We start from the raw sequence: 20,620 nt of genomic DNA, 5'->3' as shown, positions 1-20,620 counted from the left end.
CCGCGCGGATCAGGCCGGCACGGCCTGGGGCAGGGCGAAGGCGGGCGGCGGCGGCGTGCCGGCCGACTGCGTGAGGATCTCGAAGCCGGTCTCGGTGACCAGCACCGTGTGCTCCCACTGCGCCGACAGCGAGCGGTCCTTGGTGACGATGGTCCAGCCGTCGCCCATCTCGCGGATCTCGCGCCGGCCGGCGTTGATCATCGGCTCGATCGTGAAGACCATGCCGGGCACCAGCTCCTCGAGGGTGCCGGGGCGGCCGTAGTGCAGCACCTGGGGCTCCTCATGGAACTTCTGGCCGATGCCGTGGCCGCAGAACTCGCGCACGACGCTGAAGCCGGCGTTCTCGGCGAAGGTCTGGATCGAGTGGCCGATGTCGCCCAGGCGCGCGCCGGGCTTGACCTTCTGGATGCCCTTCCACATCGCCTCGTAGGTGAAGGCGCACAGCCGCTTGGCCGCGATCGAGCCCTCGCCGACGACGAACATGCGGCTCGTGTCGCCGTGCCAGCCGTCCTTGATGACGGTGACGTCGATGTTGACGATGTCGCCGTTCTTCAGCGGACGGTCGTTCGGGATGCCGTGGCAGACCTGATGGTTGATCGAGGTGCAGATCGACTTCGGGTAGGGCGTGTAGCCCGGCGGCTGGTAGTTCAGCGGGGCGGGGATGCCCTGCTGCACGTTCACGATGTAGTCGTGGGCCAGCTTGTCGAGGTGCTCGGTGCTGACGCCCGGCTTGACGTGCGGGGTCAGCATGTCCAGCACCTCGGACGCCAGACGCCCGGCGATGCGCATGGCGTCGATGTCGGCGCCGGTCTTGATCGTGATGGTCATAGGGGTGCCATTTTAGGCGCTTGGCCATCCCCGCGCAGGGGAAGCGTTCGCCCTCCCGAGGGAACGCTCCGGAGGGGCCCTCCGCGGAGGGCCCGAAGGGTCAGTCCGCCCAGACGATGACGCCGGTGTAGGCGGTGACCAGCACCACGATGCCGAAGGCGATGCGGTACCAGGCGAACGGCACGAAGCTGTGGCTGGCGATGTACTTCAGCAGCCAACGCACGCAGATCCAGGCGCTGACGAAGGAGAAGAACAGGCCCACCGCGAACAGCGGGATGTCGCCGGTCGACAGCACCGAGCGCTCCTTGTACAGGCTGTACAGGCCGGCACCGATCAGCGTCGGGATGGCCAGGAAGAAGCTGAAATCGGTGGCGGCCTTGCGCGACAGGCCCAGCAGCATGCCGCCGATGATGGTCGCGCCGGAGCGGCTGGTGCCCGGCACCATCGCCAGGCACTGGACGAAGCCGACCTTCAGCGCGTCCATCGGCGACATCTGGTCGACGTCCTGGATGCGCACCGCGGTCTGCTGGCGGCGTTCCGCCCACAGGATGATGAAGCCGCCGATGATGAAGGTGCTCGCCACCACGACGGGGGTGAACAGGTGTTCCTTGATCACCTTGCCGAACAGCAGGCCCAGGATGACCGCCGGCAGGAAGCCGATCGCCACGTTCAGCACGAAGCGGCGCGCGCGCACGTCGCTGCCCAGGCCGGCGGCGGTCTCGCGCAGGCGCTGCCAGTAGACGATGATCACCGCCAGGATCGCCCCGGTCTGGATCGCGATGTCGAACACCTTGCCCCGCGCATCCTCGAAACCGCCGAGCAGCGCGCCCGTCAGGATCAGGTGGCCGGTCGAGGAGATCGGCAGGAATTCGGTCAGGCCTTCGACGATCCCCATGATCGCGGCCTTGATCAGCAGCACAGTGTCCAAACTACGACTCCAGAATGCCGCCTCGCTCGGGGGTGGAGGCGGGTCGGCGGGGATCATAGCCGCGGCCCGGGCCGGGTTTGCGGCAGTGCAGCACCCGGATGGGCGGTCCCGGCGTGAGAGGCGCGTGAAGGCCTTCAGTCCCTCTTAAAGGGCTCCGTGCCAGGCCTTGCGCGGGAAGGGCGGCGCTTGACCGGTCTGAAAGCTCGCCGCTACATTACTGACCGGTTAGTCAGTTAATTTTCTGGCTGCCTGAGCCGTTCGCCGACCCCGCGCGCTGTGCGCGCCCTCACCCCAACCCTCTCCCGCAAGCGGGAGAGGGAGCAAGACGTCCCGTTCCGTCACCATGCCTCGCGCTTCCGCCAAGACCGCCGCCCCGGCGCCATCGTCCGCCCGACAGCGGCGGAAAGAGGCGCGGCCGCAGGAACTGCTGGAGGCGGCGCTGTCGCTGTTCGTCGAGAAGGGCTTCGCTGCCACCCGGTCGGAGGAGGTCGCCGCCAAGGCGGGGGTGTCCAAGGGGACGCTGTACCTCTACTACCCCTCGAAGGAGGAACTCTTCAAGGCGGTGGTGCGCGAGTCCATCGGCACCAAGATCGCCGAAGGCGTCTCCGAGCTGGGCAAGCACCAGGGCTCGATGGCCGAGCTGCTGACCTGGATGCTGTGGAGCTGGTGGGAGCGCATGGGGCTCACCCCGGCCGGCGGCATCCACAAGATCATGATGAGCGAGGCCGGCAACTTCCCGCAGCTGGCCGCGTTCTACAACGACGAGGTCATCGAGCCCAGCTGCGCGCTGCTGGCCGAGGTCGTCCGCCGGGGCATCGCCTCCGGGGAGTTCCGTGACGTGGACCCCGATGCCTGCGTGATGGTGCTGATCGGTCCGGTGCTGCATCTGGTGCTGCATCAGCACTCGATCGGCAAGGCGGGCGCGGTGCACGATCACAAGCCCGAACCCGAGGTGGTGCTCAAGCTGCAGCTCGAGCTGATGTTCGAGGGACTCCTCAACCGCCCGCGTCCCCCATCCGATCCGGCCGCCCCCCGGCCGGCCGCCTAGAATACCGCCCGCATTCCCGACCGCTTCCGGATCGCATTCCCGACCGAGTTTGGCGCGCCGTGCGGCGCCAGAGGACCAGAACATGAATTTCGAACAAGCCCGCTTCAACATGATCGAACAGCAGATCCGCCCGTGGGATGTGCTGGACACCTCGGTGCTGGGCCTGCTGGCCGTGGTCAAGCGCGAGGACTTCGTGCCGGCCGCCTACCGCAACGTGGCCTTCACCGACGTCGAGCTGCCGCTGGCCCATGGCCGCAAGATGCTGCCGCCCCGGGTCGAGGCCCGCTGGATGCAGGAGCTGCAGATCGAGCGCCACGAGAAGGTGCTGGAGATCGGCACCGGCGCCGGCTACATGGCCGCGCTGCTGGGCCACAAGGCGCAGCAGGTCTTCAGCGTGGAGCAGGACGCGCAGCTGGTGGTCGCCGCCCGCGACGCGCTGCGCCGCAACGGCGTGCTGAACGTGACCGTGGTCGAGGGCGACGGCGCCAAGGGCCTGCCGGCCGAAGGCCCGTTCGACGTGATCCTGCTGTCGGGCTCGGTCGCGCAGGTGCCGCAGGCGCTGCTGGACCAGCTCAAGGTCGGCGGCCGCATGGGCGTGATCGTCGGCGAGGAGCCCGCGATGACCGCGCGCATCATCACCCGCACCGGCGAGCGCGAGTTCGCGACGAAGAACCTGTTCGAGACGGTCGTCCAACGCCTGGACGGCTTCGACACGGGCTCGCACTTCACCTTCTGAGGCGCCTGCCGTCCGTCGCGCGTATTTGCCGTCGAAGGGGGCGAAGACTGCAAGTCGTCGCATTTCTTTCGAGGGAAGTGGGGGAGGTGATCTATAACCTCGCCCGCGGCACCCGGGTCGGATCGGAGGCGATCGACCCGCCGGTGCCGAGGTACTGAATCCCGTCCGCGGCCTGGCCGCGGCCGGTCCGCAGTTGGATCGATCCGAAGAACATCACATCGACACGAGGATGCCTCATGGCCGCTGAACGCCGTCCGTCTCCGATCTCCCGCCTGCCGCGGGTCACGCTCCTGGCCGCGGCGCTCGCCTTCGCGGCGGGCGCGGCCCAGGCGCAGAGCCTGCAAGAGCTGTACGACGCGGCCCGTGCCTACGACGCGACCTTCCTCGCCGCGCGCGCGGTGGCGGATTCGGCGCAGTACCGCTACGGACAGGCGCAGGCGCTGGCGCGTCCGAGCGTGGGCCTGGGCGTCGGCGCGACACGCAACGAGGTCGACCTGCCGGCGATCCCCAACGGCCAGGGCGGCTCGGTGAATACTGGCTGGCAGGGCAACACGGTCAGCAACGCCGGACTGAGCGCGAAGTACGCGGTCTTCAACCGGCCGAATGCCGGCAGCATCGAGCAGGCCCGCCTGGGCGTCGATGTCGCCCAGTCCGACCTGGCGTCGGCGGAGCAGGACCTGATCGTCCGCGTGGCGCAGGCCTACTTCGATGTGCTGGGCGCCAAGGACACGCTGTCGACCTCCAGCGCCAACAAGGCCGCGATCGCGGAGCAGCTGGCCTCGGCCAAGCGCAACTTCGAGGTCGGCACCGCCACCATCACCGATACCCGTGAAGCGCAGGCGCGGTATGACCTGGCGACCGCGCAGGAACTGGCGGCCGACAACGACCTGCGCGTCAAGCGCGTGACGCTGGACCAGCTGGTGGGCCGTGTCGGCGTCGAGCCGCGTCCGCTGGCGGTGCCGGTGGCGCTGCCGCCGGTGGCGCCGTCCACGGTGGAACCCTGGGTCACCCAGGCCGAGGACGGCCATCCCGCCATCCGCAAGGCGCAGCTGGGCCTGGACATCGCCAAGATCGAGATCGATCGCGCGCAGGGCGCCCGCTGGCCCACCGTCGACCTGAACGCCTCGCTGGGCGTGCAGCGCCAGACCGGCGAGGGCGTCAGCTACACCGGCAACACGAAGCAGGGCTCGCTGGGCGTCTCGGTGAACCTGCCGGTCTACACCGGCGGACAGATCACCAACCGCATCAAGGAGACGATGTCGCTGGAGGAGAAGTCCCGCAACGACCTCAACTTCGCCCGCCGCAGTGTCGAGGAGAGCACCAAGCGCGCCTTCTTCGGCGTGCAGTCGCTGCAGGCGCAGGTGAAGGCGTACGAAGCGGCCGAGTCGTCCTCGAAGCTGGCGCTGGAAGCGACGCAGCTCGGCTACAAGGTCGGCGTGCGCGTCAACCTGGACGTGCTCAACGCGCAGACGCAGCTCTACACGACGCAGCGCGACCTGGCCAAGGCCCGCTACGACGTGCTGGTCAACAGCCTCAAGCTGCGTCAGGCCTCCGGGCAGCTCCGCCCCGAGGATGTGACGGCGATCAACACGCTGCTCGCGAAGTAAGCGGGCCGCCTCGGACAAGAGCCGCCTCCGGGCGGCTTTCGTCCATCCGGGTCACTGGTGACAGGTCTTGCGCGTCCGACGCGCGACAATCCGCCCCATGCTTTTCGTGATCTCCCCCGCGAAGTCCCTGGACTACGACACCCCCACGCCGGACGCCGTCGCCGCGCTCGCGAGCCGTCCCCAGTTCGTGCCGCAATCGGCCGAACTGATCGAGATCCTCAAGACCCGGTCGCCCGCCGACATCGGCGGCCTGATGGACATCTCCGAAGCGCTGGCGACCTTGAACGTCGCCCGCTATCACGCGTGGTCCTCGCGCTTCACCGACAAGAACAGCAAGCCCGCGGTGCTCGCCTTCAACGGCGACGTGTACGACGGCCTGCAGGCTTCGACGCTGTCGCTGGACGACCTGCAGTGGGCGCAGCGCCACCTGGCGATCCTGTCGGGCCTGTACGGCGTGCTGCGCCCGCTGGACCGGCTCCAGCCCTACCGGCTGGAGATGGGCACGGCGCTGAGGAACGACAAGGGCGGCAACCTCTACGCCTACTGGGGCGACACGATCGCCGAGCATCTGAACGCGCAGAGCGCGCAACTGCAGTCGCCGGTGATCGTGAACCTGGCGTCGCAGGAGTACTTCAAGGCGGCCGCCCGCAAGGTGCTGAAGCCGCGCGTCATCGAGTGCCAGTTCGAGGACTGGAAGAATGGCCGCTACAAGATCATCAGCTTCTTCGCCAAGCGCGCCCGCGGCCTGATGGCGCGGCATGCGATCCAGCATCGCATCGGCACGCCGGCGGGATTGCAGGACTTCGCCGTCGACGGCTACGCCTACGCGCCCGAGGCGAGCGAGCCGGAGCGGCTGGTCTTCCGACGCCGTATCGCGGAGTGAGGTCCGGAGGTCGGCGACGAATGCGCAGCCAAGCGTAAGCGGCGACCGGTTTCCGGCACACCGGGATACAGGCAGAACCTCCTCAGTTTGATACCGTTGCGGATATGAGTAACTCGCAATACCTCACGCCGGAGCTGCGCGACTGGGTCGCCACGCAACTGCGCAATGGCATTACGCGCGACGCGCTGTACCAGGCCATGCTCACCAGCGGCTGGCAGCCCGAGATGGCGCAGCAGGCCCTGGCCGAGCATCAGGGGGCCGAAGCGCCGTTCGAGGCGCCGCTGACCTTGCCCCAGATCCAGGAGCGCGCGGTCGAGCCGGGCTCCCTGCCGGAGCCTGACCTCAACGAGCAGCGCAGCGTCCTGCTGCCCGACGGCCATCGGGTCGAGATCCTGATGGCGCTGCAGCGGCCGCGGGTGATCGTGTTCGGCAACCTGCTGTCCGAGCAGGAGTGCGACGCGATCGTGTCGAACGCGGGGCAGCGCCTGGCGAGATCGGAGACCGTCGCCTCGCAGCGCGAGGGCAGCGAGATCAATGCCGCCCGCACCAGCGAGGGCATGTTCTTCGAGCGTGGCGAGAACGAGGTCGTCGCCCGCATCGAGCGCCGCATCGCCACGCTGCTGAACTGGCCGTTGCGCAACGGCGAGGGCCTGCAGGTGCTGCGCTACCGCGCCGGCGCCGAATACCAGCCGCACTACGACTATTTCGATCCGCGCCACGCCAGCAGCAAGGCGATCCTGGAGCGGGGCGGCCAGCGGGTCGCCACCATCGTGATGTACCTGAACACGCCGCCCCGTGGCGGCGCGACGGTCTTCCCGGACATCAAGCTCGACGTGATGGCCCAGAAGGGCAACGCGGTCTTCTTCAGCTACGACCGTCCGGATCCCGCGACGCTGACGCTGCACGGCGGCGCGCCGGTCGTCGAAGGCGAGAAATGGGTGGCCACGAAATGGTTACGTCAGGGCGAGTTCGTTTGACGCGGTCTTGACCGGCCGCCCGCTAGACTCCCGTTCATCATCACGAGCGCCGGCCCGGGTCGGCGCGTCCCGAAGAAGGAAAACCACATGAAGTCGTTGATCGCCGCCCTGGGTACCGCACTGCTGACCACGCTCGCACAGGCGCAGACCCAGCCGCAGCCGCCCGCCACGGCGCCGATCCCGGCCGCGCACGCCGACATGGCGGCGCCGGCCAGCCCGGTCGCGAAGCCCGCCAAGTCCGGCGGCAAGCAGAAGGCTGCCGGCAAGACGGCGAAGCAGGGCGGCAAGCATGCCGCGGCCAAGAAGTCCGGCGCGAAGAAGAAGCCCGCGCAGCACGCCGCCTCGGGCAAGTCCGGATCGAAGAAGGTGGCCAACGCCAAGCCGAAGAAGAGCAAGCAGCGCCACACCGCGGCTTGAGACCGGAAGCCCTGAAAGCAAAAAGCAGCCCGCGGGCTGCTTTTTCGTTGGTGCACGGCGCCCGAAGGCCCGTGCCACTCGCAGGCGTCTTGGATCGCCTTAGACGCGCTTGCGGTACTCGTGGGTACGCGTGTCGATTTCGATGTTGTCGCCTTGCGCCACGAAGATGGGCACGGGGATCTCGAAACCGGTGGCGATCTTGGCGGGCTTCAGGACCTTGCCCGAGGTGTCGCCCTTGACGGCCGGCTCGGTCCAGGTCACTTCACGCACGACGCTGGTCGGCAGTTCCACGGAGATGGCCTTGCCGTCGTAGAACACCACTTCCACTTCCATGCTGTCCTGCAGGTAGTTGATGGCGTCGCCCATGTTCTCGGCTTCCACCTCGAACTGGTTGTACTCGGTGTCCATGAACACATACATCGGATCGGCGAAGTACGTGTAGGTGCACTCCTTCTTCTCCAGGATGATCTGGTCCATCTTGTCGTCGGCCTTGAAGACGACTTCGGTGCCCGAGTTGTTCAGCAGGCTCTTCAGCTTCATGCGCACGGTGGCGGCATTGCGGCCACCGCGGCTGTATTCGGTCTTCAGCACGACCATGGGGTCCTTGCCGTGCATGATCACGTTGCCGGCGCGAATTTCTTGAGCGATCTTCATGATGATTCCGGGAGATTGGGTCCGGGCACAGTCATCTGGATGCTTGGAGATCCGAACTGTTCCGGCGGTGTGAGCGTCCTGTATCGGCATCCCGCCGCCTGAAGGCCTGCCTGTCGGCGTGCCTGAAGACGTACTGGGGAGCCGCGCAGTCAGAACGCGGAAAAGCCGCGCATTCTAGCTCGAAAGGCCCCTCACGCGCCACCCGGCCGCCCGGCAGCGGCCTGGAGGCGGGCGGTGAGATCCGTCTGGGCGGCCAATCCGGCGCGCCAGGCGCGGGCGTGCGCGGCGGCGGCGGGCAGGTCGCGCAGCGCGCCGGCGGCGTCCGGCGTCCATGGCGCCAGACCGTTCCAGGCGCGGGAGAGCGCGCCCCAGCGTGCGCGCAGCGGCGCGGGCGCATCCGCCATCGATTGGGCGAGGAAGGCCTCCAGCTTCGGCCCGTGCGCGCCGTCGTCCTGGAAGTAGATCTGCCAGAGCATCGGCCGGCCGGCCCACTGCGCGCGGACGAACGAATCCTCGCCACGCACGAGGTTCAGGTCGCAGGACCACAGCAGGCGGTCGTAATCGTCCTGGCTGAGATGGGGCAGGGCGATCGCGCGTTGGCCGGCCCGCAGCAGCGGCGGCAGTTCCGCCTGCGGCGCGCCCGGGCACAGCAGGATCAGCCAGCCTGGGCCGAGCGCTTCCAGGAACTCCGCCAGGGGTGCGTGCGGGTAGGCGAACAGGCTGAGCACGCGTTCGCCGGGTGCCGGCGCCCAGCCGCGTGCGGCCAGCCATGCGCCGCCATCGTGGGCGTCGGCGGCGTCGACCAGGCCAGGCTCGCGCAGCAAGCCGCCGGTGCGCTCATTGAAGCCGGGATAGAAGAAGCGTTTCTCCAGTCCCGCCCCGGGGCCGGAAAACTGGGGCGAGCGCAACCCGTGGCTGCGCTCGACGTAGCTTTCCGCGCTGAGGTATTCGAGGTTGATCCACGCGGGCTTCACCGCGCGTGCGGCCATCGCCGCGACGAAGGCCTCCGGCAGGTCGCAGCCGAAGGTCTCGACGACGACATCGCCCGGTTCCGCCCGCACGCTGTCATCCCAGGGGCGGCACGCCAGACCATCGACGGGACCGGGCTGCATCCACGCCAGCGGCGACAGATCGTCGCTCCATAGCCGCGCCTGAACGCCGCGCTGCGCGAGGTCGCGCGCCAGGCGCAGGCACACGCCGAGGTCCCCGTAGTTGTCGATGACGCGGCAGAAGATGTCCCACGTCGGCCTGTCAGGAGTCTGCATGTCGGACGAGGGTTCGGCGGGGAGTCGGGCATGGCCGGATTATCCGGCGGCACAATCGCGCCCCATGAGCACGACCCCCGCCGGCGCCAGCGAAGTGCCGGAACCGATCCCCGATCCGTCCCTCGCCCCCGCCGCGTCCGAGGCGCCTGTTGCCCCCGCCGCGCCGGCCGCCTCCGCGGCCGAGCAGTGGAACACCCAGTCCGCCGCCATCGAGGCCGCCGAGTCGCGCCGTGTCGCCGACATGGAGCGCGCCGCGCGCGAGGGCCGCGACCGCCTGCTGGCCGAAGTGCTGGCGCTGCCGGCGCTGCCCGGCGTCTACCGCTACTTCGATGCGCAGGACCATGTGCTCTACGTCGGCAAGGCGAAGAACCTGAAGCGGCGCGTCTCGAGCTATTTCCAGAAGGACCACGGCGGCACGCGCATGGGCATGATGATCGCGCGCATCGCGCGGCTGGAGACCACGGTGGTGCGCACCGAGGCCGAGGCGCTGCTGCTCGAGAACAACCTGATCAAGGCACTCAATCCGCGGTTCAACATCCTGTTCCGCGACGACAAGAGCTACCCCTACATGCGGCTGTCCGGCCATGCCTGGCCGCGCATCAGCTACTACCGCGGCGCGGTCGACCGGCGGCATCGCTACTTCGGCCCGTTCCCGAGCGCCTGGGCGGTGAAGGAATCGATCCAGCTGATCCAGAAGGTCTTCCAGCTGCGGACCTGCGAGGACACCGTCTTCAACAACCGCAGCCGGCCCTGCCTGCTGCACCAGATCCATCGCTGCACCGCGCCCTGCGTGCCCGAGGGGCAGAACGACGACTACCGCCGCAACGTCAGCAACGCGGAGCGCTTCCTGCTCGGCGAGACGCAGGAGGTGATGGACGCGCTGCAGGCGCAGATGATGACCCACGCCGAGCGCTTCGAGTACGAGCAGGCGGCGGGCATCCGCAACCAGATCACCGCGCTGTCGAAGGTGCTGCAGCAGCAGGCCGTCGACGAGAACAGCGCGACCGGGCGCGACCGCGACGTCGACATCCTGGCGGTGAAGCTGCAGGGCGGACGCGCCTGCGTGAACCTGGCGATGGTGCGGGGCGGACGGCATCTGGGCGACCGGGCCTACTTCCCCAAGCACGTCGACGATGCGACCGCCGTCCAGTTGCTGGACGACGAGGAGCTGACGCCGGTCGACGGCGAGGGCGGCACTGCCCGCGTCGAGCCGCCGAGTCCGGAGCGCCTGGTGCTGGAAGCCTTCATCGCGCAGCACTACCTGGAGATGGCGGTGCCGTCGCTGCTGGTGCTGTCGGAGGCGGTCGACCCAGCGCTGGCCGAGGCGCTGAGCGCGCAGGCCGGCTACCGCGTCACGACGCAGGCGCAGCCGCGCGGCCAGCGCCGCATCTGGCAGGAGATGTGCGTCAAGGGCGCGGAGATCGCGCTGGCGCGGCTGCTGTCGGAAGAGGGCTCGCAGCAGGCGCGCACCCGCGCGCTGATCGACGCGCTGGACCTCAGCGTCACCGAGCTCGACAAGTTCCGCATCGAGTGCTTCGACATCAGCCACACGGCCGGTGAGGCGACGCAGGCGTCTTGCGTGGTCTTCGAGGGCCACCAGATGCAGAGCGCGCAGTACCGGCGCTTCAACATCGAGGGCATCACCGGCGGCGACGACTACGCGGCCATGCGCCAGGTCCTGACACGCCGTTACAGCAAGATGGCCGAGGCCGCCCAGAATGGCACCGGACGGATGCCGGACCTGGTGCTGGTGGACGGCGGCAAGGGCCAGGTGTCGATGGCGCGCGAGGTCTTCGAGGAACTCGGCGTGGACCTGGGCCTGATCGTCGGCGTCGAGAAGGGCGAAGGGCGCAAGGTCGGCCTCGAGGAGCTCGTCTTCGCCGACGGCCGGGAGAAGGTCTACCTCGGCCGCGATTCGGCGGCGCTGATGCTGGTCGCGCAGATCCGGGACGAGGCCCACCGCTTCGCCATCACCGGCATGCGGGCCAAGCGCGCGTCGATCCGCACCGGCGGTTCGCGCCTGGAGGACGTGCCCGGCGTGGGTCCGAAGAAGCGGGCGCAGCTGCTGCAGCGCTTCGGCGGCGTGCGCGGCGTGGCCGGCGCGAGCGTCGAGGAGCTCTGCAGCGTCAAGGGCATCTCGCGCGAGCTCGCCGAAGAAATCTATCGCGCGCTGCATTGAACGGCGCGCGGCTTGTTGGGAACAGACATGACATCGATCGATCGAACTTCCGGGTGCCGTTCCTGGGGCCTGGCGTTGCGCTGGAGCGGCAAGCTGGCACTCGCGCTGTCGCTGGCGGCCTGCGGCTCGCCGACGCAGCGCCAGCCGGACCGTCCTCCGGTGCAGGACGCCCCGCGCGCGCCCAGCGCGCCGGTCGCCACCCCCGTCGCTCCGGGCGGTCCGGTGCCGACCTCGCCGGCGGTGCGCCGCGGCCTGCCGCTGCCGGCGCCGCACGCGGTCAGCTCGCACGACGACCTGCGCCGCCAGGCCGCGCAGCGGATGGTCGCCGCCAATCCGGACGGCACCTACATGGGCGAGGTGCCGCCAGAACTGTTGGCCATTCCCGTGCTGGAGGTCGAACTCAACCAGGACGGCTCGATCAAGCACATCCGCGTGCTGCGCAAGCCGACCCAGGCCGAGGACACGATCGAGGTCGCCATCGCGGCGGTGCGCCGCGCCGCGCCGTTCGGCGACGTGAGCCGGCTGCCCAAGCCCTGGAAGTTCGTCGAGGTCTTCCTGTTCGACGACGACCGGCGCTTCAAGCCGCGCACCCTGGACGATTAAGCGAAAGCCGACGGTTCCGCGCCTGGAAACGTGGGCACAATGCCGCCCATGTTCTGGACGCTGCCAACCCTGCTGACCTGGGCCCGCATCGTGGCCATCCCGCTGATCGTCGGGGTGTTCCACCTGCAGATGTCGCCCGCCCATCAAAACCTGCTGGCCACCGTCCTGTTCATCACGGTCGCGTTGACCGACTGGGCGGACGGCTACCTGGCGCGCAAGCTCAACCAGACCTCGTCCTTCGGCGCCTTCCTGGACCCGGTGGCCGACAAGTTCCTGGTCTGCGCGGCGTTGCTGGTGCTGCTGGAGCAGCAGCGCGTCGACGCGCTGGTCGCGCTGGTCATCGTCGGGCGCGAGATCGCGATCTCCGCGCTGCGCGAGTGGATGGCGCAGATCGGCGCCTCGCGCTCGGTGGCGGTGCACGTGCTGGGCAAGCTCAAGACGACGGTCCAGATGGTGGCGATCCCCTTCCTGCTGTTCGACGGCAAGGTGTTCGACCTCATCAACACGCGCATCTGGGGCACCTGGCTGATCTACCTGGCCGCCGTGCTCACCATCTGGTCGATGGTCTACTACCTGCAGAAGGCGCTGCCCGAGATCCGGGCCAAGGCGCGTTGAGCCGGCCACGGCCGGGCCTTCGCCGCCGTTCAATCAGCCCTTCAACCCGCGCTTTCACCGGACGTGGCGCCGGCCACCTTGAAACAGCGTGTGAAGTGTGCGTGCGGATGCGGGTTTCAAGCGGGGCGCTGTCCCCTGGGCGACGGTCGGACCACCCCTGGTATCGGGACTTCCCCTTGTCTGAGCCGCCGGGCAAAGCGTCTAGAATCCGCTTCCCGCGCCGTTCGGGCGGCCTGGCAAACCAATGAGGGGGTACCTTCGTGAACAAGTCCGAATTGATCGAGCACATCGCCAAGCAGGCGGACATTTCCAAGGCGGCCGCGGGGCGCGCATTGGAAGCCGTGATCGGCGGTGTGAAGACCACGCTCAAGAAGAACGGCACCGTGTCGCTGGTGGGCTTCGGCACCTTCAGCGTCACGAAGAGAGCGGCCCGCACCGGGCGCAATCCGCGCACGAACGAGGCGATCAAGATCAAGTCGGCGAAGGTGCCGAAGTTCCGTCCGGGCAAGGCCCTCAAGGACGCGGTGAACTGAACCGGGACCAGAAGAATTCCGGGCGCTTAGCTCAGTTGGTAGAGCACCTCCCTTACACGGAGATTGTCGGCGGTTCGAGCCCGTCAGCGCCCACCAGAAAACCGAGGCAGGTCCACGTCATCCGTGGACTAGAATGCCGCGGCCCAAAGGCGAACCCCGGTTCGCCTTTGTCGTATCTGATGACGAGCCTTTGAAGCGCGTCCTAAAAGAGACCTGAGGTTGTTGATGTTCGATTTCGTACGCAAGCACACGCGGCTGTTCCAGTTCATCCTGCTGATCCTGATCGTGCCGTCCTTCGTGCTGGTCGGCGTGGAGGGCTACAGCCGCTTCATGGAAGGTGGCAACACGGCGGTGGCCTCCGTCGACGGCCACAAGATCACGCAGGCTGAATGGGACGACGCCCAGAAGAAGCAGGTCGAGCGCATGCGCGCCGAGGCGCCGACGATGGACCCCAAGGTCTTCGACTCGCCGGAAGTGCGCAAGGACGTGCTCGAGAACCTGCTGCGCGAGCGCGTGCTCGCCGCCGTGGTGGCCGACGAGCATCGCACCATCAGCAACGACCAGCTGCTCGAGCTGATCCGCACGGATCCGCAGCTCGCTCCGCTGCGCGACGTGGAGACGGCCAAGCGCATCGCCGCGCAGCAGGGCCTGACGGTGGACGGCCTGCTGCAGAGCGTCCGCCAGAGCCTGCAGATCAACGGCGTGCTGGGTCCGATCGCGCAGAGCGCGCTGCCCACGCAGTCGAGCGCCAACCTGGCCTTCGACGCGCTGCTGCAGCAGCGTGAGCTGCAGTTCCAGACCTTCGCCGCGAAGGACTTCGCCGCGACGCTGACGCCCAAGGACGCCGACCTCGAGGCCTACTACAAGGACCCGAAGGTCGCCGCGAAGTTCCAACTGCCGGAGAGCGCGGACATCGAGTACGTGGTGCTGGACGCCGGCGCCCTGGCGGCCGGCGTGACCGTCAATGCCGACGACGTGCAGAAGTACTACGACGAGAACAAGGCGCGCTTCACCTCCGATGAAGAGCGTCGCGCCAGCCACATCCTGATCAAGGCCGGCGGCGACATGGCGGCGGCGGACAAGGCCAAGGCGAAGGCCAAGGCCGACGAGCTGCTGGCCGAGGCGCGCAAGAACCCGGCCGGCTTCGCCGAACTGGCGAAGAAGAACTCCGAGGATCCCGGTTCGGCCACCAACGGCGGCGACCTGGACTTCTTCGGCAAGGGCGCGATGGTCAAGCCGTTCGAGGACGCGGTCTACGCGCTGAAGAAGGGCGAGATCAGCAACGTGGTCCAGTCCGACTTCGGTTATCACATCATCATGCTGACCGACGTGCGCGGCGGCCAGGTGCGTCCGTTCGAGACGGTCAAGGCCGGCATCGAAGCCGACCTGCGCCGTCAGCTGGCGCAGAAGCGTTACACCGAGCAGGCGGACAGCTTCAGCGACATGGTCTACAGCGATGCGGATTCGCTGAAGCCGGCGGCGGACAAGTTCAAGCTGACGATCCAGAAGGCGACCGTGCAACGCAAGGCCGCGGCGGACGCGACCGGCGTGCTGGCCTCGCCGAAGCTGCTGGAAGCGGTGTTCGCGGCGGACTCGCTGAAGGACAAGCACAACACGGCGGCGGTCGAGGCGGGCGGCAATCAGATGGTGTCGGCGCGCGTCATCGCCTACAAGCCGGCGCGCGTGCCGCCGCTGGCCGAGGTCAAGCCGCTGCTGACGATGGCCTGGGTGCAGGACCACGCGGCGCAGGCCGCGAAGAAGGCGGGCGAAGCCCGTCTGGCCGAACTGCAGAAGGGCGGCGACGCCAAGGGCCTGGGCGAGGCGCTGACCGTGTCGCGCGCCAAGCCGGGCACGCTGCCGCAGAAGGCGCTGGACCAGGTCCTGCGCGCGGATGCCTCGAAGCTGCCGGCCTATGTCGGCGTGGACGCGGGCAACGGCGACTACCTGGTCGTCAAGATCGACAAGATCCTGCCGCGCGATCCGGCGCTGATCGATCCGAAGCGTGCGGCGGAGCAATACGCGCGTGCCTGGAGCACGGCCGAGATGGCCGGCTACTACAACGTGCTCAAGGCCGAGTACAAGGCGGCGATCAAGCCGGCGGTGCTGAAGGCGACGGCTGCCTCGGCGCCGGCGAACTGATCGCGGCGTTGAGGAGAATGGGCGGCACTCGCGCGATTCCAGCTATTTGCAAAAGAATCGCAGAAAGTGCTTCCCACAGAGGAGAAAAGTGGCCATAATCTAAGGCTTCTCCAGTGGTGGCTATAGCTCAGTTGGTAGAGTCCCAGATTGTGATTCTGGTTGTCGTGGGTTCGAGTCCCATTAGCCACCCCACCAAATAAGAAACGCCCGCAAGACGCAAGTCATGCGGGCGTTTTGCATTGGGGGTTTTGCATCGGCGCTTGTGCAGAGCCTGCCGGGTCGATCCTCAGATCGCTTGCGGCGCTTGCGGCGCTTGCGGCGCTTGCGGCGCTTGCGGCGCTTGCTGCGCTTGCCAGACTGGCAGCGTGAGGCAGAACTCGCTTCCCCGATCCTGGCCTTCGCTGTGGGCCGTGATCGAGCCGTCATGCAGTTCCGCGATGGCCCGGGCCAGCGAGAGCCCCAGTCCGAGGCCGTGGTACCCCGTGTCGAGCGGACGTCGGCCCTGCACGTACGGCTCGAAGATGCGCCCCATCTGTTCCACGCTGATCCCCTGACCGTTGTCTTTCACGTGCACCACGCAGTGCGTGGCGGAGGTGACGGTCCACAGTTCGATGCAGCCCTCCGCGGGGGTGTACCGGGTGGCGTTCGCGAGCAGATTGCCGACCACTTGCGACAGCCTCGTGCCGTCGCCGCGAACCTGGATCGCCGTCCCCGGCAGAAGGGCCATCAGCCGGTGCCGCTTCAGGTCGCGTCCGGGTCGCGTGGCTTCCAAGGCGTTCGACAGGAACTCCCGCGCGGGGACCGGCACCCGCTGGACCGTCAAGGTGTGGCGAGAGACCAGTGCGTGATCCAGGAGGTCCTCCACCAGACGCTGACAGGTGTCGAGCTGGCGTTCGATGACGGCGCGCTCCGCCGTGTCGCTCGGACTCGCCCTCACGTTGAGTACCCGCAACGCGGAGCCGATCGCCGCGAGCGGATCCCGCAGCTCATGCGCGACGAGGGCCAGGACGTCGCTGCGCCGCTGCTCGGACGCCTGCAGCGCGCGGGCGCCGAATTTCAGGGCCTGATCGAGCGGCGCGCCGGGCGCCATTCCCCCGCCCTGGCCATGTCCGTCGGGCGCCGTGAATTTCTGGAAGCGTGGCATCGCGGATCCTGGAGGCGGGGAGGGGCCTCACGCTGATCGTCCGGCCTGGCACCGTCTGTGCGACGGCGTACCAACGGCCGCCGTCGCTCAGATTTCAGGGACAGGCGGCGCCGACAGCAGCCGGTCGTATTCTTTCCTGACGACGGCGTAGCACTCGCAGGTGCGCCGTTCCAGCCCGGGACGGTCCAGCACCGTGATGTGACCGCGCCGATAGCGGATGAGCCCCGCGTCCTGCAGGTGGCCGGCGGCCGTGGTCACGCCTTCACGGCGCACGCCGAGCATGTTGGCGATCAGCTCCTGGGTCATGACGAGGTCGTCGCCGCGGTGACGGTCCAGGCTCAGCAGCAGCCAGCGGCACAGCTGCTGATCCAGCGAGTGATGGCGGTTGCACACCGCCGTCTGCGACATCTGCGTCAGCAGCGCCTGCGTGTAGCGCAGCAGCTGCATCACCCGGCCTGCGCGGTTGAATTCCGCCAGCATCAGGTCGGATCGCAAACGCAGCAGACGGCCTGCGCTTTGCACGACGCCGCGGCTCGGCGTCGTCTGACCGCCCATGAACAACGACACGCCCAGCACGCCTTCGAAGCCCACGACGGAGATCTCTGCAGACCCGCCGTCCTCCAGCACGTAGAGCAGGGACACGATGCAGGTCGTGGGAAAGCAGACGTGGGTCAGAGGTCCGCCGGGCTCGTAGAGCACTTCGCCCAGCGGCGCCTCCATCGATTCCAGGTGGGGGAGCCACCGGGCGAGCTCGTCCTGCGACAACGCGGCGAGGAGCTGGTTCGCGCGCGCCGACTCCATGGTCACCATGGGCGCTCCCTTGCGGCGTTGGACCGTCGATCGAGTTTAGGAATGGCCCAACGGACCGCTATCCGGTGAAGCCCCTTGCCAAGCCGCTTGTGGGACGGACCCGGCCACGCGGTCCCTGGCAATGCGGGGTCCTGCGGACACAGCCGTCGTGGCGTGGTCGCGCGGCGGGAGCGCTTCCTGCCACTCCTTCCCGTCGAGCTTTCTGCCTAACCACGAGGACGATCATGGCCAAGTCTCCGAATCCGCCCGCCTCGCCATCCCGCAAGGGATCGGCCGCCAGCAAGACCTCGGGCGATGCGGGCCCCAAGGCTGCAGCGCGCAACACCGACAGCGCGCCCGTTCGCGCAGTGTCCGGCGATGGCGGCGATCTCGCACTCAAGCAGGCCGCCGAAACGAACGCACTCGCGACGGCGGTCCCCTTCAACGCCAACAAGCCGGCCGAACACGGCTTCGATGAAGGCGTGCATCCACAGCCCGGCGTGACCGTCGAGGCGCCATCGCGCCTGCCGTCGGCCAGCACGCTCTCCGAAGCGCAGACCAACGGCAAGGTCGGCACGCAGGCGCCGGAAGGGCGCAACGCCACGATCGCGCCGCTGGACCGCGTGCGCGTCGATTCCTCGGGCCAGGCGCTGACGACCAACCAGGGCGTGCGCATCGCCGACAACCAGAACTCGCTGAAGGCCGGCCCGCGTGGCCCGGTGCTGCTCGAGGACTTCATCCTCCGCGAGAAGATCACCCACTTCGACCACGAGCGCATCCCCGAGCGCATCGTGCATGCGCGCGGTTCCGCCGCGCACGGCTTCTTCGAGTGCTACGACGCCATCACCGACCTCACCAAGGCGGCGCCGTTCAAGGAAGCGGGCAAGCAGACGCCTGTGTTCGTGCGCTTCTCCACCGTGCAGGGCGGCGGTGGCAGCAAGGACACGGCGCGCGACGTGCGCGGCTTTGCCGTCAAGTTCTACACCGACGAAGGCAACTGGGACCTGGTCGGCAACAACATCCCGGTGTTCTTCATCCAGGACGCGATGAAGTTCCCCGACCTGGTCCACGCGGTGAAGCCCGAGCCGCATCACCATATGCCCGAGGCCGCGAGCGCGCACGACACCTTCTGGGACTTCGTCTCGCTGATGCCCGAGTCCACGCACATGCTGATGTGGGTGATGAGCGATCGCGGGATCCCGCGCTCGTACGCGACCATGCAGGGCTTTGGTGTGCACACCTACCGCTTCGTCAACGAGGCGGGGGAGAGCGTGTTCGTGAAGTTCCACTGGACGCCCAAGGCCGGCACGCACTCGCTGGTCTGGGACGAGGCGGTGAAGATCTCCGGCGCCGATCCGGACTACCACCGGCGCGACCTGTGGGAGCGCATCGAATCGGGTGCCTTCCCCGAGTACGAGCTCGGCGTGCAGGTCTTCACCGAGGAACAGGCGGACGCGTTCAGCTTCGACATCCTCGATGCGACCAAGCTCATTCCCGAAGAACTGGTGCCGGTGCGCCCGATCGGCCGCATGGTGCTCAACCGCAACCCGGACAATTTCTTCGCCGAGACGGAGCAGGTCGCGTATTGCACCGCACATGTGATCCCGGGCATCGACTTCAGCAACGACCCGCTGCTGGCCGGGCGCATCCACTCCTACGTGGACACGCAGATCACCCGCCTCGGGGGTCCCAACTTCCACGAGATCCCGATCAACGCGCCGATCGCGCAGGTCCACAACAACCAGCGCGACGGCGCCCATCGGCAGGCGATCCCGCGCGGGCGCGTGTCCTACGAGCCGAACTCGCTGGGGGGCGGCTGTCCGTTCCAGGCGGGGGCGGCGCAGGGCTTCACCTCCGTCGCGGCGCGCCAGCGCGGCTCGGACGAACAGGCCAAGGTGCGCGCCAAGCCCGAACTCTTCGCCGAGCACTACAACCAGGCGCGTCTGTTCTTCGAGAGCCAGTCGCCGGCCGAGCAGGCCCACATCGCCGCGGCCTTCCGTTTCGAACTCAGCAAGGTGACGGTGCCCGCGATCCGCGAGCGCATGCTGTCCTCGCTGCGGAACGCGTCGGAAGAACTGGCGGCAAAGGTCGCCGACGGCCTGAACATGCCCTTGCCGCCGCCGATGCCCTTGGCCATCGAGAACGCGCCCGATCCGGAGGTGCGCAAGTCGCCGTCGCTGTCACTGCTGGCGCGGCCAGGCGACGGCTCGATCGCCGGCCGCAAGGTGGTGATCCTGGTGGCCGACGGCGTGGTCGGACAGGGGGCCAAGGACGTCCATGCCGCACTGCTCGCGCAAGGCGCCGTGCCGCGCTTCGCGGCGCCGCGCATCGGACCGGTGAAGTCGGCCGACGGCGTGATGATCGAGGCGGACGTGTCGCTGGAGAACGAACCCGGCTTCCTGTTCGACGCGCTGGTCGTGCCGGACGGCGAGGAAGCGATCCGCGCCCTCGGCCGTGACGCCCACGTCTATGAGTTCGTCCGCGACCAGTTCCGGCATTGCAAGCCCATCCTGGCGCTGGGCGCGGGCGTCTCGCTGCTGCGCGCGGCGGGTCTCGAACCTGCGGTGGAGCCCGACGTCATGACGCCGGGCCTGTTCACCGGCGATTCTGCGGAGAAGGGCGCCAAGTCGCTCATCGAGGCCCTGGCGACTCACCGGCACTTCGAGCGCGAGACCGACCCGCCTAAGGTGTAGGCCGGGCCCGGCGCGCCCGCACGGCCAGGACAAGGCCAAGCCCGAGCAGTGCCAGCGCCGCGCTCGCGGGCTCCGGCACGGCCGAGGCGGCCGTCACGTCGAACGTGAGGGTCCCGCGCTGCCATTCCCCTTCGGCGACGCCGGGCGCGAAGTCCTTGAACGCCTCGCTGAACTCCAGTCGCAGCAGGCCGTCGGCGCCGACGCTCAGGCCGAACGCGCCGAGGTCGAGCGAGCCGCTGTAGCTGCCGACGCCGCTGGCGAAGTCGGCACCGCCCGGCGCGAAGGTGACGAGGTCGAGCCCGCTCGATCCGCCGAAGCTGACCTGCATCTCCGACAGCACGCTCGGCGCGAAGGCCTCCAGGTCGAGCGACCACGACAGCGAATTCAGCACGGCGTTCGCGCCGACATCGATGAACCACATGGTATTGCCGGCTTCGCCTTGCAGGTTGATGCTCTGCGCACCGGCGACGTCGATGACGATGGGTGCGGCTAGCGCGGGCGCGCTCGCGAGACCCAGCAGGGCGGAGGCAGCCAGGACGGACGCTGCGGCGAAGTGAGGGATTCTCTTCATGACGTCGGCTT

19 protein-coding genes and 2 tRNA genes are annotated in these 20,620 nt (G+C 68.3%); 14 read left to right on the top strand and 7 right to left on the bottom strand.

Annotated elements, in window-relative coordinates:
- Positions 1-9: 9 nt before the first annotated feature.
- Entirely contained in the window at positions 10-828 is an 819-nt protein-coding gene (gene map, locus ACQ859_RS20920) for a type I methionyl aminopeptidase (protein ID WP_431256685.1), read from the bottom strand.
- A 100-nt stretch (positions 829-928) separates the two neighbouring features.
- Complete coding sequence (locus ACQ859_RS20915; protein ID WP_431262581.1) at positions 929-1,756, bottom strand: undecaprenyl-diphosphate phosphatase; 828 nt, start codon at positions 1,754-1,756, stop codon at positions 929-931.
- Positions 1,757-2,099: 343 nt separating this feature from the next.
- Between ACQ859_RS20915 and ACQ859_RS20910 the strand changes: the two genes are divergently transcribed.
- The 6 genes from ACQ859_RS20910 (at position 2,100) to ACQ859_RS20885 (ending at position 7,424) form a co-directional block, all read left to right on the top strand.
- Positions 2,100-2,804, top strand: coding sequence for a TetR/AcrR family transcriptional regulator (locus ACQ859_RS20910; RefSeq protein ID WP_431262580.1), 705 nt, complete (start codon positions 2,100-2,102; stop codon positions 2,802-2,804).
- Positions 2,805-2,886: 82 nt separating this feature from the next.
- A complete protein-coding gene (locus tag ACQ859_RS20905; RefSeq protein ID WP_431262579.1) occupies positions 2,887-3,540 on the top strand; it encodes a protein-L-isoaspartate O-methyltransferase family protein in 654 nt (217 codons plus the stop codon).
- 236 nt (positions 3,541-3,776) lie between these two features.
- Positions 3,777-5,147 (top strand): TolC family outer membrane protein, encoded by a 1,371-nt coding sequence (locus ACQ859_RS20900; RefSeq protein WP_431262578.1) that lies wholly within the window; start codon positions 3,777-3,779, stop codon positions 5,145-5,147.
- 97 nt (positions 5,148-5,244) lie between these two features.
- The gene (gene yaaA / locus ACQ859_RS20895; RefSeq protein ID WP_431262577.1) at positions 5,245-6,030 is read left to right on the top strand and encodes a peroxide stress protein YaaA; all 786 of its coding nucleotides are present in this window, start codon (positions 5,245-5,247) and stop codon (positions 6,028-6,030) included.
- Between the two features lie 104 nt (positions 6,031-6,134).
- Entirely contained in the window at positions 6,135-7,007 is an 873-nt protein-coding gene (locus ACQ859_RS20890) for a 2OG-Fe(II) oxygenase (RefSeq protein WP_431262576.1), read from the top strand.
- An 87-nt stretch (positions 7,008-7,094) separates the two neighbouring features.
- On the top strand, positions 7,095-7,424 hold the full coding sequence (locus ACQ859_RS20885) for a hypothetical protein (RefSeq protein ID WP_431262575.1): 330 nt from the start codon (positions 7,095-7,097) through the stop codon (positions 7,422-7,424).
- A 99-nt stretch (positions 7,425-7,523) separates the two neighbouring features.
- Here the strand turns inward: ACQ859_RS20885 and efp are convergent, their stop codons facing one another.
- Both efp and earP read right to left on the bottom strand, forming a co-directional pair.
- Positions 7,524-8,078, bottom strand: coding sequence for an elongation factor P (gene efp / locus ACQ859_RS20880; protein WP_088383725.1), 555 nt, complete (start codon positions 8,076-8,078; stop codon positions 7,524-7,526).
- 191 nt (positions 8,079-8,269) lie between these two features.
- Positions 8,270-9,343 carry an elongation factor P maturation arginine rhamnosyltransferase EarP gene (gene earP / locus ACQ859_RS20875; RefSeq protein WP_431262574.1) on the bottom strand — a complete coding sequence of 358 codons (1,074 nt, stop codon included), beginning with the start codon at positions 9,341-9,343 and terminating at the stop codon, positions 8,270-8,272.
- A gap of 241 nt (positions 9,344-9,584) precedes the next feature.
- On the opposite strand from earP, the gene uvrC reads away from it, so the two are divergent.
- From uvrC to ACQ859_RS20840, 7 genes are all read left to right on the top strand, one after another.
- Positions 9,585-11,522, top strand: coding sequence for an excinuclease ABC subunit UvrC (gene uvrC, locus ACQ859_RS20870; RefSeq protein ID WP_431266612.1), 1,938 nt, complete (start codon positions 9,585-9,587; stop codon positions 11,520-11,522).
- Between the two features lie 27 nt (positions 11,523-11,549).
- Complete coding sequence (locus tag ACQ859_RS20865; RefSeq protein WP_431262573.1) at positions 11,550-12,125, top strand: hypothetical protein; 576 nt, start codon at positions 11,550-11,552, stop codon at positions 12,123-12,125.
- Positions 12,126-12,173: 48 nt separating this feature from the next.
- A complete protein-coding gene (pgsA, locus tag ACQ859_RS20860) occupies positions 12,174-12,740 on the top strand; it encodes a CDP-diacylglycerol--glycerol-3-phosphate 3-phosphatidyltransferase (RefSeq protein ID WP_431256694.1) in 567 nt (188 codons plus the stop codon).
- 260 nt (positions 12,741-13,000) lie between these two features.
- Complete coding sequence (locus ACQ859_RS20855; protein WP_067270581.1) at positions 13,001-13,273, top strand: HU family DNA-binding protein; 273 nt, start codon at positions 13,001-13,003, stop codon at positions 13,271-13,273.
- 20 nt (positions 13,274-13,293) lie between these two features.
- A tRNA-Val gene (locus ACQ859_RS20850) sits at positions 13,294-13,369 on the top strand.
- Between the two features lie 129 nt (positions 13,370-13,498).
- A complete protein-coding gene (locus tag ACQ859_RS20845) occupies positions 13,499-15,412 on the top strand; it encodes a peptidylprolyl isomerase (RefSeq protein ID WP_431262572.1) in 1,914 nt (637 codons plus the stop codon).
- A gap of 116 nt (positions 15,413-15,528) precedes the next feature.
- Positions 15,529-15,604, top strand: a tRNA-His gene (locus tag ACQ859_RS20840).
- A gap of 94 nt (positions 15,605-15,698) precedes the next feature.
- On the opposite strand, the gene ACQ859_RS20835 is transcribed toward ACQ859_RS20840, so the two are convergent.
- The gene (locus ACQ859_RS20835; RefSeq protein ID WP_431262571.1) at positions 15,699-16,556 is read right to left on the bottom strand and encodes a sensor histidine kinase; all 858 of its coding nucleotides are present in this window, start codon (positions 16,554-16,556) and stop codon (positions 15,699-15,701) included.
- 87 nt (positions 16,557-16,643) lie between these two features.
- A complete protein-coding gene (locus ACQ859_RS20830; RefSeq protein WP_431262570.1) occupies positions 16,644-17,366 on the bottom strand; it encodes a Crp/Fnr family transcriptional regulator in 723 nt (240 codons plus the stop codon).
- 224 nt (positions 17,367-17,590) lie between these two features.
- On the opposite strand from ACQ859_RS20830, the gene ACQ859_RS20825 reads away from it, so the two are divergent.
- Positions 17,591-20,038, top strand: coding sequence for a catalase (locus ACQ859_RS20825; RefSeq protein WP_431262569.1), 2,448 nt, complete (start codon positions 17,591-17,593; stop codon positions 20,036-20,038).
- Here ACQ859_RS20825 and ACQ859_RS20820 read toward each other — a convergent pair.
- Complete coding sequence (locus ACQ859_RS20820; RefSeq protein ID WP_431262568.1) at positions 20,028-20,609, bottom strand: PEP-CTERM sorting domain-containing protein; 582 nt, start codon at positions 20,607-20,609, stop codon at positions 20,028-20,030. The genes ACQ859_RS20825 and ACQ859_RS20820 overlap by 11 nt on opposite strands.
- Between the last annotated feature and the right edge of the window lie 11 nt (positions 20,610-20,620).

Origin of the sequence: Roseateles chitinivorans (assembly GCF_050632235.1) — a bacterium.
Taxonomy (GTDB): Bacteria; Pseudomonadota; Gammaproteobacteria; order Burkholderiales; family Burkholderiaceae_C; genus Roseateles; species Roseateles chitinivorans_A.
Note: the sequence above shows the minus strand (reverse complement) of the source record. Positions and strands in the feature narration are given on the sequence as shown.

Bases quoted from the DNA above. Each gene is read 5' to 3' on its own strand.
- ACQ859_RS20835 (WP_431262571.1), bottom strand. From the start codon at position 16,556: ATGCCACGCTTCCAGAAATTCACGGCGCCCGACGGACATGGCCAGGGC.
- map (WP_431256685.1), bottom strand. From the start codon at position 828: ATGACCATCACGATCAAGACCGGCGCCGACATCGACGCCATGCGCATC.
- ACQ859_RS20885 (WP_431262575.1), top strand. From the start codon at position 7,095: ATGAAGTCGTTGATCGCCGCCCTGGGTACCGCACTGCTGACCACGCTC.
- ACQ859_RS20820 (WP_431262568.1), bottom strand. From the start codon at position 20,609: ATGAAGAGAATCCCTCACTTCGCCGCAGCGTCCGTCCTGGCTGCCTCC.
- ACQ859_RS20900 (WP_431262578.1), top strand. From the start codon at position 3,777: ATGGCCGCTGAACGCCGTCCGTCTCCGATCTCCCGCCTGCCGCGGGTC.
- ACQ859_RS20845 (WP_431262572.1), top strand. From the start codon at position 13,499: ATGTTCGATTTCGTACGCAAGCACACGCGGCTGTTCCAGTTCATCCTG.
- ACQ859_RS20865 (WP_431262573.1), top strand. From the start codon at position 11,550: ATGACATCGATCGATCGAACTTCCGGGTGCCGTTCCTGGGGCCTGGCG.
- ACQ859_RS20905 (WP_431262579.1), top strand. From the start codon at position 2,887: ATGAATTTCGAACAAGCCCGCTTCAACATGATCGAACAGCAGATCCGC.
- earP (WP_431262574.1), bottom strand. From the start codon at position 9,343: ATGCAGACTCCTGACAGGCCGACGTGGGACATCTTCTGCCGCGTCATC.
- pgsA (WP_431256694.1), top strand. From the start codon at position 12,174: ATGTTCTGGACGCTGCCAACCCTGCTGACCTGGGCCCGCATCGTGGCC.
- yaaA (WP_431262577.1), top strand. From the start codon at position 5,245: ATGCTTTTCGTGATCTCCCCCGCGAAGTCCCTGGACTACGACACCCCC.
- ACQ859_RS20830 (WP_431262570.1), bottom strand. From the start codon at position 17,366: ATGGTGACCATGGAGTCGGCGCGCGCGAACCAGCTCCTCGCCGCGTTG.
- ACQ859_RS20825 (WP_431262569.1), top strand. From the start codon at position 17,591: ATGGCCAAGTCTCCGAATCCGCCCGCCTCGCCATCCCGCAAGGGATCG.
- ACQ859_RS20890 (WP_431262576.1), top strand. From the start codon at position 6,135: ATGAGTAACTCGCAATACCTCACGCCGGAGCTGCGCGACTGGGTCGCC.
- ACQ859_RS20910 (WP_431262580.1), top strand. From the start codon at position 2,100: ATGCCTCGCGCTTCCGCCAAGACCGCCGCCCCGGCGCCATCGTCCGCC.
- uvrC (WP_431266612.1), top strand. From the start codon at position 9,585: ATGGAGCGCGCCGCGCGCGAGGGCCGCGACCGCCTGCTGGCCGAAGTG.
- efp (WP_088383725.1), bottom strand. From the start codon at position 8,078: ATGAAGATCGCTCAAGAAATTCGCGCCGGCAACGTGATCATGCACGGC.